The sequence below is a fragment of the Caldanaerobacter sp. genome (assembly GCF_049701115.1).
Taxonomy (GTDB): Bacteria; Bacillota; Thermoanaerobacteria; order Thermoanaerobacterales; family Thermoanaerobacteraceae; genus Thermoanaerobacter.
Window position 1 is genome coordinate 38,269 of the sequence record NZ_JBNATX010000009.1, and the last position, 19,991, is coordinate 58,259.

The window sequence follows — 19,991 nt, forward strand, 5'->3', positions numbered from 1 at the left end:
TTTTATTTAACTCTATTTTAACAGGTCTTAGCCGTAAAACAAAATTTTTATGAGATTGCTTTTACAATCACTTTTATTGCTGTTTCTATAGCTTTTACCATGTCATTCAAAGACATAAAAGGAGTATTGGGCTTTTCTAGAACTTGTTCTGGTAAATAAGGTATATGAATAAACCCTGCTTTAATGTTCAATTTGTTTTTATGGATGTAATTTAGAATTCCGTACATTAGATGATTGCACACATAGGTACCCGCGGAGTTAGAAACAGATGCCGGTATATTTTCTTTTTTTATCGCTTCTACTATTTCCTTTATTGGAATAGTGGCAAAATAAGCTGGCTCTCCTTCAGGGTCAATTGGGGTGTCAATTGGCTGCTGCCCTATATTATCAGGAATCCTAGCATCATCAATATTGATAGCTACCCTCTCAACACTTATATCATATCGTCCACCCGCCTGCCCAATGCTTAAAACCGCATCAGGATTAACTTCCTTTATCTTTTCTATTGCTTTTTCCACAGAAACATAAAAAGCAGTGGGAACCTGAAGTTTTATTATTCCCGCTCCTTCTATGTTATCTTTCAAATTCTTTAACACCTCATAAGAAGGATTGACACTCTCCCCTCCAAAGGGATCAAAAGCCGTAACAAGCACTTTCATTCTCTCTACCTCCATGAATTTTTATCACTATTTTCTCTTCCTTTTTCAAATGATAAGTTTTGAATAATAATTTTTCACCCTATCATTATTTTCGTATTTTGCTTTTCAAAAACTAATGTAAATACTAAAAATTTCTACCTTATTGGAAGAATAAAGATATTCTGTCGTAAGACGGTATCAGATATAATGCAATGAAATTAAGAAAATTTTTTAGACGACACATAATTATAAAACTTTTAAAAGAGCAGTCTTAGTATAAAATTACAAGGAGTTTAGAAAATAGTCTACAACCAGCACTATAACAGCAATGATTAATAGCACAAACGTAAAAGCAATCACCCATGTGCCTTTAAAAAAAGAGAATATTCCTCTGTAAATAGATCTCTGCATGAATCAAATTTAGAAATCAGTAAATATCCCATACCCAAGAGAAGTTTTCGCACCAACTCCATGTTCCTTTAATGCATCTTTGGCGCATTTTACAGCTTTTAAAGTTAAAGTTTCATCTTTCCCCGCAACATAAAACGCAAATTTAGTATTTTCTACAGTTAAAAAAGGCAAAGGTCGTGGCTGATCCCAATCAGCAGGAGGTTGTGTACTAAAATAATAATTCTTATAATGGGGATTCATCACATCAATTTTCAATGTTATCTTATCACAAGGATATGCATCAAAGAAAATTATTTCGCCTTCCCTTTCCTGTGTACCAAAAATTCTAATCAAATCATAAAAAGACACATTATCTATTGTTATGGATAAATTTTCCCCTTCTCTTAATTTTTCTGAAATCTCTTCTATTGCAATGTCAAAATCAAGCTCTTCGCCTTTCTTAATTTTTGCATACTCTTCAGCAAATTTTAAAACAGCCCACTGCTTAATAATTCCCTTAATTGCACTTGCTGGAATATAAGGCACACCATAGATGTGATGAAGCGTCATAGAAGTCTCTTGAGGATGTGATGCTCCTAAACCAACTACGAATCTCCATAAAGGTTTTCCTTTGAAACTTTTAACTTTATATCCGTTATTTTTAAAACTGTTTATCACACTCTCAAGCCGAGTACTTATATAAGATACTTCATCTGCCACTTTATTCATTTCATTGATTACCAATTTTAAATACTCAACCTTATTATCTTTTCTCACAAGACCGTTTTCATCAAAGGAATAGGGAATTAATTTACTAAAAATAAGCACTGGGTTCTTAACATATGATGAAGAGCTGTATTCAAATGACTTTTCCTCTTCTTTTCCTGTATGAGCATTCCATTTAAACGTAGAATATTTTTCAATTTCCTTGAATAACAAACTTCTTGTGTCAGCAGGGTTATAAAAAATGTACCTTTCATCCTTACGTTTTTCTCTAGATTTTGTCATTTTTCTATCATTCCCTCCGCAAATCTTGAAAGCCACGTCAAGAAAGCCAATATTTCTTGAGTTATATATCTATATTCTACTGAATCACAGGAAATTACCCATTCCACTAAGTCTTCTTTTTGTGGAGGCATAGAAATTCGCAATGTAGTCTCACTTTTCATGTAGTCGGTAATTTGTTTATATAACAATCGGTATACTTCACTTTTCCCTTTTTCTGCTTCGCTTTCTTCCTCATCAGATCCTGCCTTTGCTTTTAAAAAAGCAAGCGCCTGTCCAAGTCCATTTGTCAATATCATTGTAGGAATTTTTCGAGCATATGATCTATATTCTTTTCTCCTTTCTTTTTTATCCTCACCTTTAAATACTTTTTCTATAGCTTGTCTAACACATTCATACGCAAATTCTGCTCTACCTCTTTCCAATTTGCGCATGTTAGATAGCCCATTACTCATGTTCTAACCCCCTCTAGAAGCTGAATCCTTGTGATACCTTTACCGATAGTCTTATTCCCTCCAATTTGTATAACCTCATGGAGTCCTTCTTTAAAATAACTGATAACTTTCTCGGCTTCTTTTTCAGAAGTTTCGTCAGCAAAAGCCCCCTTCCTTTGTTCATCCTCCATTATTGCAGTTGCCATAGCTATTGAATATAAAATCGTATCTTGAGGTAGGTATTCCTCATACCATAAATTTTTAGCTGTACCCTTATTATCATCAATAACTGTTCTTGCAATGACCTCGGTAGACGTAGAAACAAACTCTTTAAACTCATCGTCTGAAAGGATCACAAGATCTTTCATAAATTTCTCTCTCCAGTATTTATATATATCAGGTTCTTTTGAAGGAAATATTTTTTCAGCAAACCATTTAGCAATTTTTGTTGTTTCATCATCTGGCACAACCTCAAATGTATATTCCTCTAATACAATTCTCGAAGAAACTATTAAATTCGAATCCTTTGGAATAGTTCCTTCTTTTGCTTTAAAACTCTCTACATCATTATTAAACTTGATCATTCTCATATCCTCTTTAAACCTCTCTATTACTTGAGGACATGTAATCCAAGCAAAAATCCCTCTCAATGACTTTACAGGAAAGAATAAAATTTTTGCATCCATAAAAGCAAGCGCAGCTGCATGTTCATTTCCACTTTCAGGCCCAAAAATCAGTGGCACGTAATCTTTTACTTTTATCTTCTTCGCCTGTTCCCCTTTGTTTGGCATCACTATTGCTTTTTCTGAATTTTCAAATGCCTCCCTGATACTCCCTTTTAACCCCGACCCCTCAATTTTAGGAAAATTAGTATGTCTTTCCCTTTGTATAGGCAAATCTACAAGCCCTAATTCACTACCACTTCCTGGATGAAGTGGTGTTTCCACAATTAAAAAGAAAGGTTGGAATTTTAAAAACATAATTAATATTCCTCCTTTAGCACAATTTTATCTATTCGGTAAATTTCGTAACTACTTAAGTTTTCGATTTTAGACAAATTATTAGCAAACTGTTTTATATATTCGCTTTCAGCATTATGTACCTCACTACCTATTGCAATATCTCCGATATAGACGCTCCATTCCTCACTTCCATAACTCGTCTTCCATTTTTCAATTGTGTATATAATTCTCACTTATAAGTTCTCTAGCGTATCAGAGCACAAAAGATATATCTCCAATTCTTCTTCCAATTCTTCTTTTAACTTAACCAAACTTTTTACTTTAGCTGAAATATTTTCTTTTTCTTCTAATTTTTTCTTATTTATCCACTCTGTTATTTTCTTTTTTATATCTGCTATTCTTCTTATTTCTTTATTATACTCCGATCCCCCCTTGTCTTTCAAATCTTCTACATATCTTTTAAAGAAAGTATCACCAGTGTTTTCTTCCCTATAATTATCAAAAATTGAGGTCCCCACCATTGTTATTACTTTCCTCATAATCTCTTAACCTCCCCCATAATAGATAGCCCAAAACCTTCTTCTGCTTTTTCGTCTGAGATATTTTTAAAGTGAAAAGTCTCTTTTACCTTTTCTTTATCAACCTCATTCAAAATTTTAAAATAATATACACTGCCCGCAGGAACGGCTTTTTTTAAAGGCTTAGATTCTCCTTCTGCCATATCCCAGCCGCCAATCGTGATATATTTTCCAATTGCACAAGTTAAAAGTTTTACCCTTATCCCCTTAAATTCTCCTTCCAAAGTTTTTTCATCTATCCAATCAGGCAACCAGCCCTTTTTAAAAATTGCAGGCGTGGCTAAGTAAATCTTAAATATACCAGTTTCTAAAGTAAGAGCTAAATTTTCTAAATCTTCAAAAGAATTTTTTACCATCTTCTCAAAAGCAACTGCCTTTCTTTCACCTCCCAACTGTAAGACCCCTTCATCATCAAACTCTTCTATGCCCTCAATTTTTATTACCATGCCAGTATCTTCCATAAGTCTCACCATAGAAAATCTGTATAAATGCCCTTCTTCCGATGTCCCTTTAGCTTTATTAATACTTATCCCTACTTTATCTTCTATTTTGTAAAATATCTCATCTTTTTCGACACCAAACTCTTGTTTTTCCCCTTTTAAATAATCCTCAAAATTAAGCTCCTCCATCCATCCTGCAGCATCATCTACATTTTCCTCCCTTTTCCACAAAAGCCCATAATCAAAGGGGAAATCACTCACAAGCAACGATGGCTTCTCTGTGAAATCAAGTAAAAATACTTTTCCATCTTCATCTTTTAATTTGACCAAATCATATGGCATTTTAAAAACAAGCTTGTCTTCTTTCATCAAAAAAGGTCCTTTTATTGTGAATTTAGCAGGTTCGCCGGGAACGCCTAAAATATCTCTAAACTTACCTTCTCTAAAATCTCGCAAACTACCCATTTTAAAAATCAGATAGCTTCTTATAGCACCGTAAACAGTTGAAGGATATGGCGGAAAAACAAAATCCGTCCATGTATCTTCTCCTTTTGTAAAAGGTCTAGAATTCCTGAAAAATAATGTATCAAAAGGTTTTAGTTTAATAAGCATCACTTCACACCCTTTCCTACAAAGGCAGAAATGGAAATCAAATTCAAAAAATTATCTATATCCCCACCATAACTTTCAAAAACTTCTATAAAAGAATTAACTACTCTTTCCACTTTTTCTTTCTTCTCTTTATCATCTTTTTCACCTATAGACCTCCTAATAACTCTTTTAATTTCTTCCCTCGCAAGGTCAAAAGGAACTAGATTATCCGTATCCTTTAACTGCTTAAATTCCTCTTTTAAAACATATATAACCTTATCTGAGACAGATATTTCATCATTCCCTGAAAAAACAATAGATAATTCTTTTAATTTTTCTAGTATATCACCCCCGTTTATCCTCCACTTACTCACAGCTATTCTTTCTTCTCCTGAACGCCTTAAGAGAGAAATGGCAAAACTATCCTTACCATTATGCTCTTTTGCTTTCTTTTCTACAGCCCTTAATTTCCCCAATACTTTCTGGAGAGGATCTTTGTAATGGGCTATTACCACCCCACAAGAGGCCGTTGCTTTTTCTCCCAGTGTAAAGACATCCTCCCCATTATACCTCACAAAACCACTTGTATTTTCCCAATCTACTTCTATTTCATCATTTTCAACTCTTACATTTCCAGAAAAAGATGCTCTCAATTTCCTCATAACATCAAACAACTCTTCCACATTTACAAATGCCAAAATATCATCTCCGCCTGCATAAACTACTTTTCCTAAATGCTCCTCTTCAACTATTTTCCTTACAAATTTTATACTATAGTTCTTAAGTGCTTGGGAAATAAGGAAATGAGAGATAGGAGAAAGGATGCCATTTTTTAAGCTCATCTCAAACTCTTTTCTTATCTCTTTGTTTATCTTTATTTTTTCATATTTCATGGCGTGCATCATATGAGGAAGGAAATGCCCCGATAACCACTTACCCATATTATCCCCATCAAATAAAATAATCCCATAATAAGGATTAGGTTCACCTACTTCCTGTAACCCTGTAAGCTCCTTCAACCTCCGCTTCAAAATTTCTACTTCTCTATCATTCACCTTTACTCCTAATTCTTCTTCAAAATTCTTTACAGTTAAATTCTCTTCAAAGAGCCACTCACCTTCAATATTGAAAAGATTGTCAGTAAAATATTTCTCCAAATTTTTCAGAGGCTTAACCAGAACCGTTTTAAATACTCTCTCTTCCTTAATAACTTCCTTTAATTTGTCTAAATACGCTTCATATATCCTCTTGCCTTTCTCTGAATTTAGCATTCTCTTCTTAAAACTCAAAGCAGCTATCTCGGCAGTAGATGGAAAAGTGTAATCCTTAAATATTTCACTTATTTCTTTACTTAGATATTTGTCAATGGCTCTTTTTGTAAAACATCTGATACAAATGTTCTCTTTTTTTGATATGTATTTCCCTACCTCTAAACCCCCAATTCCAGCTTTAATGACCCCTTCCTTCACTCCACAAACCTTACATTTATATCCATATTCCTCTGTTTGTTCAAATTCCCTCACATTTTTTCTTACTCCCATCGCCCTTTCCAGAGCTGAGTAAGCAAAGTGATAAAGCAAACTTTTGACATTTTTTTCTCCATATTTTTTTACTTCTTCATCAATCAAACTTTTTTCAAAAAACTCATAAAAATCTTCTATATAAATTTCTTTTCCATCTTTTTTTAAAGGTATTGCCACCCAATAAATTTCAGGAAAATCTTTTGTCTGATTAGTTACTAATTCTTGGAAGTTTGTCTTGCCTTTTGAAGAATACAAATTATCTATCAAGCTAAACTCGTGTAAAATCTTTTTAACCATATTATTCCATTCATTTTTTATTTTTCTCTTTATACCTTCTGCTAACTCAGCAATGTTTTTTTCTTCGATTTCCGGAATTAAAGCTACAAATCTATTAGGAATAGTAGGTAAATCGATATTAAAGACAGCTCCATCTTTGCTTCCATAAACTTTTAAATTATGCCACTCTAAAAAAGGCTGATTCTCCAAATCCGGATAAATCACATTACTAACACCATATTTTTCTATTATTTCTTCTAAGCCGATAAAAGTAAGATATGATAATAAGAAGCTCCCAGCATACAAATCTTGTGTTTTTCTCGCCTGCGAAATAAATTGTTGAACAGGTCCTATTGTAAACAGAAAAAGAGATGACATACCAAAACCTTCTGAAATATTTTCATACATTAGAAACTCACCTCTTATGTAAACTTTAATCACTACGTATCTTCTCGCTGTATCTTTTTTTGTATTGCTAAATAAAATTTTTCTAGCTCGATAATATATTTTTCTTTTATCCTATTAAATACCTCTCTCGATTCCTCAAGGGTATACGTATGAACAAGTAAATTCCTGTCTTCTATTATCTGCATCCACGTCTCTATATCCTCAATAAGGTCGTTATTAAAAGCCTCTTTAAAAGTATTACGAGGGTTTTTTACAATTACACCCACATCAGCAAGATACTCTTTCATTAACTTCCACGACAGTTCATAACAAATTTCAAATCTTTTAATAGTTCCATCTACGTCTAAATCATCTCTTGCCTTTTCTACAGCGTTTTTTAGATTTACAAAGGCTTTTTCAAAATCTTCAAAGAACTTCCTAACTTTTTCTCTCATAAAGCAATATCCCTTCTTTTAATATTTTCTCTCTCAAATCGCTACCCACTTTATTTAAATTCACAATATCAAAAAGCCCAATTAAATCAATATTTTCTATGCTTTTATCCGTTTCTACAGCTATATCAATGTCAGATTTTTTACCAAAATCTCCTCTTGCCCTTGAACCATACAAGTAAATTTTTTCAGGTTCAACTCTACTCTTTATTTTGTCTAACACATCATTCAATGTCTCAGGCAAAGAAAGTACATACTCTTTATTTTGAACCTTTAGTTTTCCCCAAAATTTCTCAATAAGAGAGTAATCAGGCTTTTGTGTGGTTTCCCCAGATTTTAATATGGTTCCTTCAGGTAAAAACTCGCCTGCCAAACGTATGACTGCCCAATAATACTTATTTTCCACGTTAAGTATTTTAAATATTAAAGGAGACATTCTTCGGTCAAAAGCTTTTTCCACAGTATCAATTCTTTTTATACCTTTAACAGGCCTTTTTTTGTGAGAAACAGGTAATCCAAAAACGGCTCTTCCAAGTATTTTAGCTTCAGGTTCTTTTCTAAACTCACTAAATTTGTTTCCAATATCAGCAAGAGCTTTTTCCCACCTATCAAACGACTTATCACTTATAATAAAACGCGAGATGCTTAAATTACTATGACTAAAGGCAAAATCTCTTTTTTGGGATTCGTTAATAATTTTTTTTGCTTTTTTAAAATTCTCTATCAGCCATTCTGCTACCTCTCCGGAATTTCTACCCCTTGGTATAAATTCAATCTCCGGAATTAACCCCTCTATTTCTGTTGCCGTAATATTTCCTCCCCCTCTTCTTGACCGCCCACCAAATCCTCCTAAATAAATACCGCTCCACAAAGAAGCCAGCGCCTCTTTTAGATATCTTTCTTTTTGCGCTTCCAAAACTATATGAAAAGTAAATCCTTCTTTTATATATTTCCCCTTGTTTTCAGACAGCAAAGCAGAATAAAATAAATATTTTACACCAGCATCTTCATTTATTAATTCATTATTCTCTCTAATATATTCTTCCGGAGGTTGAGGAAAAACTTTTACTTTTACTGAACTTATTTTGTTCACATCTCCAAAAATTTCTGATTCTTCTTTTTTCAATGTTTGTACATCGTTACACGCTTTTATGGCTCTCCACCAAAAACGCATCATCCCTTTGATTTCCGAAGTCCTAAGCTCCGGTCTCTTTTTATTTATTCCATACATAAACATAGGAGTTATAACTTTACAAATAAGTACAGCTTTTTTCATCTTGGTAGACACCTTCCTAATTTACAATTTTACAAGTTTTTTCACATTAACTATCTTACCTGCAGTTTTATATAAATTTCTATATAATTCATAACATTCCTCTCAACTTTTTGCTTTTATTATAACATACATCAAAAATTTTTCTAACCGTTTTATCACTAAATCCTATCTTATCTCTTACATTATTCCACAAAAACATTTTCCCATCTTAATCCAACTTGCGCCAAAGTTACATTCTGTTGCATGTATACCAGATGGTATAATATAATGAAACTAAGAAAGGTTTAAGAAAATTGAAGAGAAAATCCAAGAGGTTAAAAAGCCTTCCAATGTAAAAGTACATAAAAAAATTTATAAGGAAAGGGTAAATAGTGATGAAAGAAAAAGTGACCTTAGAAGAGTGGAAAGAATTATATGAGGTAGCTGTTAAAATAAAGGAATTAAATCCTTGGAAATATTTTTGGGATGTAGATATAATAACATTAATTTTGCCAGAAAATGAAGAACCAGTCTATTGCAGTGTAATGGGAAGAGGAGGAGAATTTTACGGTATAGGTTTTTATTTTGGGTTTGATGCTTTGGACAATTTTTACAAAATTATTGAGACTACTGATATGCCACCACAGCAAATTCAGAGATTTCAAGAAGATAATGTAATTATATGCTATTTTGGGGATAGAGAAGAGTTATTTAAAGAAGAATTGCAAATTGTAAAAGACCTGGGATTAAAGTTTAGAGGTAGGAATAACTGGATCTATTTTAGGTCTTTCAAGAAAGGATATGCTCCTTATATTTTGAATAAAGAAGAAGTATTAAAACTGTCAGCAATAATGAAATATTTATTACAAGCACTAAAAAATTACATTAAAGAAGATATTGTAGTTAACTTTGAAGAGGGAGAAACTTTAGTTCATAAATACGATGAGCAAAAAAATCAATGGGTTACTTTAGCAGCACCCCTTTTGTTGCCCCAAAGAAAATATTTAATTCCTGTATTAAAAGATGAGCTTCTTTTATCAAGAATAACAAAGCAGCCAACTACTTCTGCCGAAATAGAAGTTGATATAGCATATTTAAATATCACAATTAGAGATAAAGAATATGATAGACCAATTGCAGGGAGGATTTGTATTCTTGCTGATTCTAAATCAGGGATGATAATAGATCAACATATTCTTTCTCCAGAAGATAATGAAGTACAATATGTTCTGGATATGGTAATTTCATATATTTTAAATGTGGGTAAACCAAAGAAAATATTTGTAAGAGATGAATATTTATTTCATTTATTGGTTGATTTGTGTAAAAGAACTAAAATTAGTTTATATATAAAGAGAAAACTTGATGCGATTGATTATTTTGTGGAAGAATTTGTAAACTTTAGATAAGGAGCAGGATTTTATCTGCTCTTCTGTTACCAAAAAATAAAGACACTACCTTTCATAGTGCCCTTATTTCAAGAACTTATCTAAATCCTCTATTTTATTTATCTCAAATATATTATCAACAATATCCATCAACGTTTCCCTGTTTGCACCATCTATTTTCTTTATATATTCTTCAGAAACATTTCCAAATTTCTTCTCTAATAACTTAATAACAGTTACTCCTATTCCCCTCTCCATGCCTTTTTCTATTCCTTTTTCTATTCCTTTTTTTATCCCTTTTTCAATACCCTTTTTCTCACGCTCTTTCATCTCTTGTAATATGGTTTTTTCAAGATTTGATATCATTATTTTCACCTCCTTTAGATTTTCATCATCCATGGCATTTTGCTCCTTCTTAGTATCATTATATTTCATAAATCACATGTTTTTTTACCTTATCTTCATTTTACCTTTCTATTTCTCAAAAACTAGCATGAGCATTAAAAATTTTTAATAGAACGACTGTAAAATAATACTTTCATATTATAACTCTTTTACATCATACCCTTCAAAAGCTCAGAAACAAACTCTATTACATACTTCCTCTTCAATATATCATGACAGTACTGATTTGTATAATTTCTTAAACAACTATAACAGCTTGCATCTCCTTCCTTGCCTCCGCATTCGCAACTTGAAACTACTTCTAATGTTTTTTTAAGAACTTTTATGAAATTTTCTTCTTCTGCAATTCTTTTAACCTGTCCTGCTCCACCGGGTACATCATCAAACAATACTATAGCAGGTCTTCTTGGATCCCCTGCATAAGAATATAACGTACCATCAACGTCCTGCCTATCAATTTCTAGAGCTTTACATGCTCCCTCTATCAACCCATAAAGCAGCGATTCCCAGAATCCCTCTCTTTCGTCACTATATCCTATAAATTTTAAAGAAAGTATGTCAGTTGAAAATTCATACCCCAGGGAATAACGGGAAAAAGTTCCTTTACAATCTTTGCCCATTCTCGTCTTATGCTCAACTATAGGCTTCCCATCATAAACTTTTGCATATCCACAGCTTTCACAAACGACAAACCCGGCTCCTTTACCATTATTTACAACAGCCAACTTCCCATTACCGGCTTCTATCTCTATAGCTATTCCACTTAAATTTATGGACAATACTTTTTCTACCTTTTCTTCTTGTGCGAAATATTTACGCGTAGTATAAGTTTTTTCTGGCCTTATTAAACCCGGCTTTTGAGGAGGACCAGCCATAAATCCAAATTCAGGCGTTATAAATGTGCCACTGCGCCGAATTTTATTACCACATGAAGGGCAAAAATCAAATTTTGTCTCCTTCTCTGCTATATCACTGTAATAACGCCCACAATAATCACAAATCGCGTAATTATATTTTATAGGTTCTCTATCAGGTAATTTTTTAATATATTGACTTGTCCACAACTTACCACCAGCTACTACTTGGCTTTCGGGGGCATACTCAGACAAAGCTATCTTTAAGTCTCTTGTAAGTTCCAATCCCTTAGCTTCTTCCCCGTGATGGTGTATCTCTAGCTCTACTACATCAACAGGAAATCCATATTTTGGTATAACATTGGATTGAGAAAGAAAATCTATTACATAGCGCCCCTCTAAAGTATTAATCACGCGCCTTATAAAATCAGCCTTATTATACTTCTTCTCTTGGCTGTATTGTTTTTCTATTATTTCTAATTCTTCTATATCCTTCTTGAGTCTGTTCTCTGCTTTTCTTAAAACTCCTTCTTTTCCTGTCAATCCTTCCACCCAGCTCCAATCTTCAATGCCAATCTCTTTATGCATATTTACTGGCACAATTCTCATAAGGCTTTCTTTTAATTCATCTGGTCGCCCGCTAAGAAAACTTCTTATAATTTCAGAAGTTGAATCATTATTCCTGAAAAATTCTTTAACTTTCCCAAAATATTCTGGATTATTCCTCCAGAATAAAGCCAAAGCTACTGCATAAACATGTCTTTTTACAATTTTCTCATTTGTTATTTCAATATGCGGAGTTTGGATTTTACCATTTACAATATCTAAAGGATTAACAAAATAAGTAAAATCGTGAGAACGCCTCTGCGCAAAAGTAAGTACAAAAGCAGTTGAACTTGTCCTTCTACCTGCTCGCCCCGCCCTCTGAATATAATTGGCAGGAGTAGGAGGAACATTTCGCATAAACACTGTTTCCAGTTCCCCAACATCTACCCCTAATTCAAAAGTAGTAGAACAGCTCAGAACATTTATTTCTCCTTCATAAAACCTCTTTTGGACATTTCCTGCTTCTTCAGTAGTAAGCTGAGCAGTGTGTTCACTCGTCTTTAATGTCAAAGGTAAAATATCTAAATAAAGCTTCCTGTAATGATGGTCTTTTAACTCATCATCAGGATTACATTCCACTAAATGCCCATCACAGCGATAATTGGGGCAAATTCCTCCTACATTGTGAAGTGAAAGCCTGTTGCACTTACTGCACTTATACCACTTTACAGATTTATCAATAATTCCTGGAACTATTCTCCAATAATTTAAATTTAGCTGAAATCCTTCCATAGGGTTTCCTGAAAAATGCTTTCTAAATGGTGAATTGCGTGAAATAACTAAATTATTCCATATTTCTGCCAAAAAAGTCTTTAATCTTTCAACATCTACTTCTTGTCCTTTAGAAGCAGCAAGACGCCTAATAAAATCTAAACGCGAATTGCTTTTCCCTCTGGAAGAGGGAATCCAATTATATTTATTAGGCTCTTTTGCTTCCATCTTAAAATAAAACTCTCTATTTAAAGGCTTAAAAAATTCATCTTGCGGACTCACACTATCGGGAAATAACACAGCCCCATTCTTCCGCATACTATCTAACAGAACCATAATAAGTTCTGTAGCTTCTCTTTCTGTCAAATTCATATATCCTTCAGTTAATGCTTTGGGAGGACGCCAATTTTCAGGTAATACAGGTTCAAAACCTAAAAGTCCCAAAGACTCTAAATTTGTTTCTCCACCTCTCCCCAAAAACTCATACAATACCCATTTCCATGCCTTTTCTTCTAGTTGCTGTAAACTCAGTTCAGGAAAAATATTTAATTCTTTTAGCATTTTCTTTACATATTCTACTAGATCCTCTACGCGCCATTCATTTTTAATTACTTTTTCTTTATACTTTTCCAAAGTCATTATAATTAAACGCCTCTGGAAAATTTGATCATATGAAGATTGTAGATAAGTAGCGAAAAATGCAGCATCCTGTCTACTATCAGAAAAAATTAGCATCCTCCGATTATTTGTTATTACAGAAAATATTTCATTACTATCAATTGTACTCCATTCATCATCTGCTTCTTTTACTTTTTCTTCTTTTCTATCAGGTATTTGCTGATATAAAGCTGTCGCTAAAACACTTGTTGCAGCATCATGCCCCAAAAGAAAACGTCTGGCAATAGATCCTGTAGTATTAATAGAACCACAAGCAGGACATTTATGCAACATGCCATTTTTGCTAGAACTTTTTATCACACGAACCTTATATTCATCACCACAATTACAAAGACTTCCTATTTCATCAGCAGGCCTAATAGCACCACATTTTCCACAGAGAATCCATTCTTCCTCTTTAGGCGCAATTTCACTTTCTCCTCCTGCAAGAACAATTTCATCTTCATTATCTGGTACTGGATCCTTATCTTCGAGAAGTAAAAAATATTCTAAATTTGCTTCATTCTCATAATAACGGCTGCCAGGTTGGTATAAAAATTTCTTTCCATCTTTTAATTTTAATTCTCCAACCAAATATATAGAATTACATCTAGAACAAGTAGCAATCTCAAAAACCCTATAATGCTTTCCCTTATTGTCTGACACCCATTCCCTCCTTTTTAAGAAAATACGCTTATTCGGAAATAAAGAAATAAATCCTCCTTCTAGAGCTCTTACAAACAAATGATACCTAGCTGGCAGTAAAGGCTGTTCATTAATTCCCATTCTAGCATTATTAGCCAAATGCACCAGTGCAGCCAAATATTGCTCTCTATTTTCTTCCGCCCCAAACAATTCTTCTGCAGCTTGTGATAAATAGCACGGTCTATTTTCCAGCATATTTTGCAAAGTTATAAGTCTTTCATCCTTTTGAAGAATCAAATACAGAAATTTTTCCCACTTGCCGTTACAATTATTTAGTGCATTTTTTAAAACGTCGGTAGGTATGCCAAAATTCTTTCCTTCTTTTACTAATAAAGAAATCTTATCTTTTTCTCCTTCATCAATAATATCAGCCCATTTTTGATATAAAAGGCTTTTAGGTTTTCCCCAGCTTTCCTTCGAAATTACCAAACTTTTCTTTTTGCCTATTACCACATCATGACGCATAGGATCATTTTCAACCCACTCAAATTTTTCATCAAAAAGCTTCTGAGCAAATTCTGTAACCTTTTTGAAATCTTTATCGGTATTTCCAACCAAAGTAGCACTCGTACCTATACATTGTAAAATCCCTTTCCTACTTTTTACTATCCTATCTTTTAACCTTCTTAAAAGAATAGCAAGCTCAATCCCTTTTGCACCTGTATAAATATGTATTTCATCAATAACAATAAATTTCCAATCTTTTGCATATTCCCCATCGAAAAATACATTATCTTCAGGCCGCAGCAATAAGTACTCAAGCATAGCATAATTTGTAAGGAGAATATGGGGAGGAGATTTGTGCATTCTTTCTCTTGACAGTATCTCATTGGACAGCGGTTCATCGCCCGGATTCATCTTCTTAAATCTTTCTACAGCCTTCTTCTCTTCATACTCCGTTTCACCCGTATAACTGCCAAAAGTAATATAAGGATAGTTCTTTAATAACCCACGTAATCTTTTAAGTTGGTCATTCGCCAGGGCATTCATTGGATATAAAAGCAAAGCTCTAACTCCTGGAGTTAACTTCCCTTCTTCTTTTTGCCTGAACAAATAATTTAAAATAGGAATCAAAAAAGACTCTGTCTTTCCACTACCTGTACCTGTCGCAATAATCAAATTTCTCCTGTTACTGACAAGTTTTCTAATTGCAATTTCCTGATGCACATATAAATTACGCTCTAAAGGCAATTCACCAGTAGAAAGCCTATAAAAGTCCCGAGATAAAATACCTTCTTCTATCAAATTATTTATAGATCTACCACTTTCAAAAGGAGGAGTAGCTTCTAAAATTGGACCTTTTACAAATCCCTCAAATTCTTCAAGCTCTTTTTTAAACTGTTCCTTTAAGTTATCATCATTAAAAGAAAAAGTAGTAGCAAGATAGTCTAAATATCTACTAACAACAGTATTTGTGGTTTTAATCGGATCTAACCTTGCCATTTTCTCCTCTCCTTATTCTAACAAATATATACTCTGGCAGTATAACTTCTTCGCCGCATTCCCTATGTCCATCAGTTTCAGAAAAAATAACCTTACATCTTCTGCAGTACGTAAAACCATCATTGTCTTTATCTATCAAATAAGGTAATCTATTGAAATAATCTGGATTCATTCCAAAATAAAACTTACAGGGGTTATACTTAAGCTCAATAACTTCACCATTATCATTAAAAGTACATACATAACCTTCAAATTCTATCCCTTCTACAAAACTCATAAGCACTTTAATATCCTGGATCCAGTAATATCTTTCAAGTAATACTTTCCTGCCGTCCACTTCATACTCAATAATATCTAGGCCTTTTTGTTGCAATACTTCTATGATCTCTTCTCTATCTCCGATTATAATATCAAAGCAATTTCTCTCCCCTTCTTTTGGCAAAGAAATTTCTTCATCAAACCATGGATCTTCTATATTAAATTCCAATCTATATTTCCCTAATGGCAATCTCTCTAAATCCTCAATAAATTCTATTTCATTTTCACCATCAGAAATTTTCATTTCAACTTTCTCTATGGCTTCATCGTCTAGATACCACAACCTTACAACCCTACCAGAAACTTTGCCCAACTCCTCCCATTGAATAAATACCCTTCTTTTATCATTTTCTCTTTTTTGTTCTATTCTAAGATTTACAACTTCCCAGTGAACTCTTATTCTTGTCAATAAAAACATGTCGTTATTCTCAAAGGATAAAATCAAATCCCAAACTGGATTTTTGTCTTTTTCTCTGATGTCATAGAGGATATCGCTGAGCTGCCTCAAATTAAATACAATATTATCTTTTGCTTTTTTGGGCATAATAGCTGAACCATTTGAAGATAATACAAGTTTTGCTCCTATCCCCTGTAAAAAGTGAGGCAATTTAACCTCCAGTTCTCCTATATCTTCATACCAAATCTCTTCTATCTCACTCGACCATTCAATACCATCCCTTAGTCGCCAGTAAATTTTGGGAATATTTATTGTAAGTTTGATATTAAACTCTTTTTCTTCTAAAAAATATGTCAATATAATTTCAACACTATCACATTTCGTATCAAATTTTACAATATTTTTATGAAAACTACTCTCTATAACTTCACCTTCCCTAACTTCAAACTCATATTTTGAAGTCAATATAATTTTCCCAAAATTTCTTTTCCCTTTCTCAGCGGGCGGATACAAATACCTATCAAATTCCAACTGTAAATCTGGCACAAGTGCAAATTCTTCACTCCAAATAATATCTTGTTTATAAACTAATGCCACCTTATACATTCCATAAAGTCCTGAAGCAAGCAGATCTAAAGGAATAACTACAATATCCTCTCCTTTTATAATATTACTAATTTCCTTTAGAGGCTTAAAAATACTGCTTCCTGAAACTTCCATCTTTATGCCATAAAACTCTATATCTTCTATTGAATTTATTGAAAATACTAGGTGTGGTAATTTTCCATTATAAACCGATTTCCCCCAAGCACTTGCCTCTTCTACTATATCTCCACCAATTAATTGAGGCCTTAAACTGGAAGGTTTTCTAAAAACGAACTCCTCCCCTTCTACTTCTATGGAAAACATCTCAATATCACTCAAATCAACATAAATATATTCATAATCAGACCATTCACCTATTAGCCTTCCCCTTTCTCTAACTGCTAAAGAAGGACTTATCTTGCTTCCATAAGCGGTAACTATGTAAACTCCCTCTTCCGGAAGATATAAACTTTCTAATAACTTCTTTTCTACTGAAAAAAGCAAACATCTATTATGCCAGATTCCCGTTATATCCCATTCAACTACTTTATCTTTCTGTTTAAGCTCAAAATGGTAAAATTCTCTTGGCTTTTCTAAAACCTCCGATATTATTTCTGTTTGATATTCATTGCCAAATTTTTTAATCGTTACTTTTATATCCTTAACTTCCATATTATCCTCTTTAATTCTAAATACTAGATGGTTTCCATTACTTAAAATTTGCTTTGGCATCTCTACTTTTATAACTCTTTCAACAGTATCCAGTTTTATAAAAGGCTTGCGCAATATTAAATCCTTTTCATCCCTTGTCCGTCTGTTTTTTTCTCTTTCTACAGTTAACTTCTCTTTCCCTTCTTCTTCCCACCATCTCTTCATTTCATTTTTAATCCTCTTAGGCAAACGAACATCCTCTGCTTCCTCTCCTCGCTCTAACATCCCCACATATACTAAAGATTGGAAAACAAAGTCCTCAGCAATCTCCCCTCCTTGAAATATAAAAAGGCGCGTAGATTCATTCAAAAAATACAAGGGATTATTCAACTTCCCCAGTCCATCAGTATATTCTTTCTTTTTATCCTGTACTTCAGTAAGCAGATTTTTTACTTTCTCTTCATCTGCGTACTTCCAAATTAATGATAAATTCTGCCATAAAATTTTTAAAGAATACTTACTTGCGATTTCTTTTTTAACTTCTTTTATTTCTAAGTGCAATCTTCTCTGTTCTTCTAATATTTTTAGTCCTTCTTCCACATCACCTTTTCCTACTATTTTCAAATTCTGTTCATAAAAATTGATTTCCCTCTCAATTTCAATTAACCTTTTTTCTATGTCCTCTAAAATTTCCTTGGAAATCTCTTCATAAGTCGTTGCTGCGGCTTCTTCCTCAATCTCCTTCATTAAATTTTTGCGTCTGCGTAATAATTCCTGTAATTCTTTTATGTACCTTATTATTTCAAAAGAATAATTTTCCAATAAATTCTCTTTCAATGGCAATTTTTCTAAGTTAGCTTTCAACCTGTTCCCACTATTCAGCATCTTATAATATCCAGCTGGCATGATAAATCTCATTAACACTCCAAATAAGCCTCCGTATCTTTTTTTAAAATTCCAGTAAGTTGTGAAATTGTTTTCAATTTCATCAATGGAAAGTTGTAATATAACCTCTGCTAAATCATCACTCCAATAACTCAAAAAAGAGTAAGCAATGTCTCTTACTCGCTTTTCTACTTCTTTGTATTCTTTTTCAAAAATTTCTTTTTTCTCCAAGACATTGCGAATCTCATTTAATTGGGTATTTAATTTTTCCTTTTCTTTCCTTGATTCATCCAACCAGCCCTCTGGCTTTGATAAAAGCACTTTTAGTTCTGGAACTCTCTTAAGTCCCTTTAGCAATTCTCTAAGCCTTAGCAATCTATTTTTATTTTTTAACACATCAAATGCAATTTGTAATTCTTTTTCTTTTTCATCTAACTCTTTTAGCTTCTTTTCTTTTGCCATATATAATTGATATTCTTTTCTCCAAGCAGATACTATATGCCTTACTTCATCCAAAGTTATGGATAACTCTAATTCCTGCCTATCTTCATATATTCTAAAAATAACATTTGAAAAGTAGTCATGAAGATAAAAATTAGGAACACATCCATGAGCTAAAATTGGCATGATATAACGTAGCTCATCTTTGAAATCTAGTAGTCTATATTTCTTAACTGTTTTTAAAAAAATTTCTCCCAATCGTCTTTGCCACGATACCTGTTGGGATGGCAATCGTAACATCTTATACACAGGCGTCCAAAAATTTCCTTCCTGATAGTATAAAATACCCACCCATACGAGAAAAACTGATATAGCAAGTGATTCAGAAATATTAAAATCTGGTTTTACAAGTTCTTTAGAAATTAGCCCGGCCATATGATCAATCTCATCTGCATCCAATTCAATATATCCTAAAATTTCCTTATTTTTTGACAGGCTAAGCACATCCTCAAAATATCTATCACATTCCTCCAAGTAATTACAATCTCTTATCCTCATTATTTCTCCCCCATTTAAAAACACATTATAACAAAAATTTCTCGCTTTAATTTAATTTTACCATCTTATAAACCAAAATCCAATTGAAATATTAAGAAAATTTCGTCATGTTTCGACAAGGTTAACACAGCAACTTTTAAAGTATTGTTCTTTACAAACTGGACAGTAAAAATATAGTTTGTACATTTAACATACGTATAATATAATAGAATCAAAAAGACTTATCTTTGAAAACATAGAACTGCGCTGTCTAAAAAAATTCTAAGGAGTGTCAATTATGTCTTTAACAGAAAGAAAAAAAGTTTATACTTACGAGGATTATCTGAACTGGCCAGGTGAGCATAAAATAGAAATAATTGACGGACAGGTTTACTTGCACACTGTTCCACTAAGAATACATCTATAATGCTCCCATCTGTCAAGACAATTTTTTTAAAAATCTAAGTTAGATTTGTG

The 19,991-nt window shown here is 33.0% G+C and carries 14 protein-coding genes and 2 pseudogenes; 2 read left to right on the plus strand and 14 right to left on the minus strand.

Features of this window, described 5'->3' with window-relative positions; genetic code table 11:
- Positions 1-47 precede the first annotated feature (47 nt).
- The 11 genes from pcp to cmr1 all read right to left on the minus strand — a co-directional run bounded on the left by pcp (position 48) and on the right by cmr1 (position 8,952).
- Positions 48-659 (minus strand): pyroglutamyl-peptidase I, encoded by a 612-nt coding sequence (gene pcp, locus ACPLVE_RS04675; RefSeq protein ID WP_424610268.1) that lies wholly within the window; start codon positions 657-659, stop codon positions 48-50.
- A gap of 261 nt (positions 660-920) precedes the next feature.
- Positions 921-1,049 (minus strand): hypothetical protein, encoded by a 129-nt coding sequence (locus ACPLVE_RS04680; protein WP_424610269.1) that lies wholly within the window; start codon positions 1,047-1,049, stop codon positions 921-923.
- Positions 1,050-1,058: 9 nt separating this feature from the next.
- Positions 1,059-2,036 carry a type III-B CRISPR module RAMP protein Cmr6 gene (cmr6, locus tag ACPLVE_RS04685; RefSeq protein WP_424610271.1) on the minus strand — a complete coding sequence of 326 codons (978 nt, stop codon included), beginning with the start codon at positions 2,034-2,036 and terminating at the stop codon, positions 1,059-1,061.
- Positions 2,033-2,488 (minus strand): type III-B CRISPR module-associated protein Cmr5, encoded by a 456-nt coding sequence (gene cmr5 / locus ACPLVE_RS04690; protein ID WP_424610273.1) that lies wholly within the window; start codon positions 2,486-2,488, stop codon positions 2,033-2,035. The genes cmr6 and cmr5 overlap by 4 nt, the downstream gene beginning before the upstream one ends.
- Positions 2,485-3,447, minus strand: a complete 963-nt coding sequence (gene cmr4, locus ACPLVE_RS04695) for a type III-B CRISPR module RAMP protein Cmr4 (RefSeq protein WP_424610274.1) — start codon at positions 3,445-3,447, stop codon at positions 2,485-2,487. The genes cmr5 and cmr4 overlap by 4 nt, the downstream gene beginning before the upstream one ends.
- A 2-nt stretch (positions 3,448-3,449) precedes the next feature.
- Complete coding sequence (locus ACPLVE_RS04700; RefSeq protein ID WP_072968929.1) at positions 3,450-3,662, minus strand: hypothetical protein; 213 nt, start codon at positions 3,660-3,662, stop codon at positions 3,450-3,452.
- Entirely contained in the window at positions 3,663-3,968 is a 306-nt protein-coding gene (locus tag ACPLVE_RS04705; RefSeq protein ID WP_424610276.1) for a hypothetical protein, read from the minus strand.
- Complete coding sequence (cmr3, locus tag ACPLVE_RS04710; protein WP_424610278.1) at positions 3,965-5,059, minus strand: type III-B CRISPR module-associated protein Cmr3; 1,095 nt, start codon at positions 5,057-5,059, stop codon at positions 3,965-3,967. Before cmr3 ends, ACPLVE_RS04705 begins: the two co-directional genes overlap by 4 nt.
- Positions 5,059-7,245, minus strand: a complete 2,187-nt coding sequence (gene cas10 / locus ACPLVE_RS04715; RefSeq protein WP_424610280.1) for a type III-B CRISPR-associated protein Cas10/Cmr2 — start codon at positions 7,243-7,245, stop codon at positions 5,059-5,061. Before cas10 ends, cmr3 begins: the two co-directional genes overlap by 1 nt.
- 32 nt (positions 7,246-7,277) lie before the next feature.
- Complete coding sequence (locus ACPLVE_RS04720) at positions 7,278-7,679, minus strand: HI0074 family nucleotidyltransferase substrate-binding subunit (protein ID WP_072969632.1); 402 nt, start codon at positions 7,677-7,679, stop codon at positions 7,278-7,280.
- Positions 7,663-8,952 carry a type III-B CRISPR module RAMP protein Cmr1 gene (gene cmr1, locus ACPLVE_RS04725; RefSeq protein ID WP_424610282.1) on the minus strand — a complete coding sequence of 430 codons (1,290 nt, stop codon included), beginning with the start codon at positions 8,950-8,952 and terminating at the stop codon, positions 7,663-7,665. The genes ACPLVE_RS04720 and cmr1 overlap by 17 nt, the downstream gene beginning before the upstream one ends.
- A gap of 374 nt (positions 8,953-9,326) precedes the next feature.
- Between cmr1 and ACPLVE_RS04730 the strand changes: the two genes are divergently transcribed.
- Entirely contained in the window at positions 9,327-10,340 is a 1,014-nt protein-coding gene (locus tag ACPLVE_RS04730; protein WP_424610284.1) for a DUF7309 domain-containing protein, read from the plus strand.
- Positions 10,341-10,403: 63 nt separating this feature from the next.
- Here the strand turns inward: ACPLVE_RS04730 and ACPLVE_RS04735 are convergent.
- The 3 genes and pseudogenes from ACPLVE_RS04735 to ACPLVE_RS04745 form a co-directional block, all read right to left on the minus strand.
- Positions 10,404-10,712, minus strand: a pseudogene (locus ACPLVE_RS04735) (DUF4351 domain-containing protein); the annotation flags it as partial.
- 161 nt (positions 10,713-10,873) lie between these two features.
- On the minus strand, positions 10,874-15,700 hold the full coding sequence (locus ACPLVE_RS04740; protein WP_424610285.1) for a DEAD/DEAH box helicase: 4,827 nt from the start codon (positions 15,698-15,700) through the stop codon (positions 10,874-10,876).
- Entirely contained in the window at positions 15,678-19,535 is a 3,858-nt protein-coding gene (locus ACPLVE_RS04745) for a hypothetical protein (RefSeq protein WP_424610286.1), read from the minus strand. The genes ACPLVE_RS04740 and ACPLVE_RS04745 overlap by 23 nt, the downstream gene beginning before the upstream one ends.
- Before the next feature lie 277 nt (positions 19,536-19,812).
- On the opposite strand from ACPLVE_RS04745, the pseudogene ACPLVE_RS04750 reads away from it, so the two are divergent.
- A pseudogene (locus ACPLVE_RS04750) lies at positions 19,813-19,935 on the plus strand (Uma2 family endonuclease); the annotation flags it as partial.
- Positions 19,936-19,991: the final 56 nt, after the last annotated feature.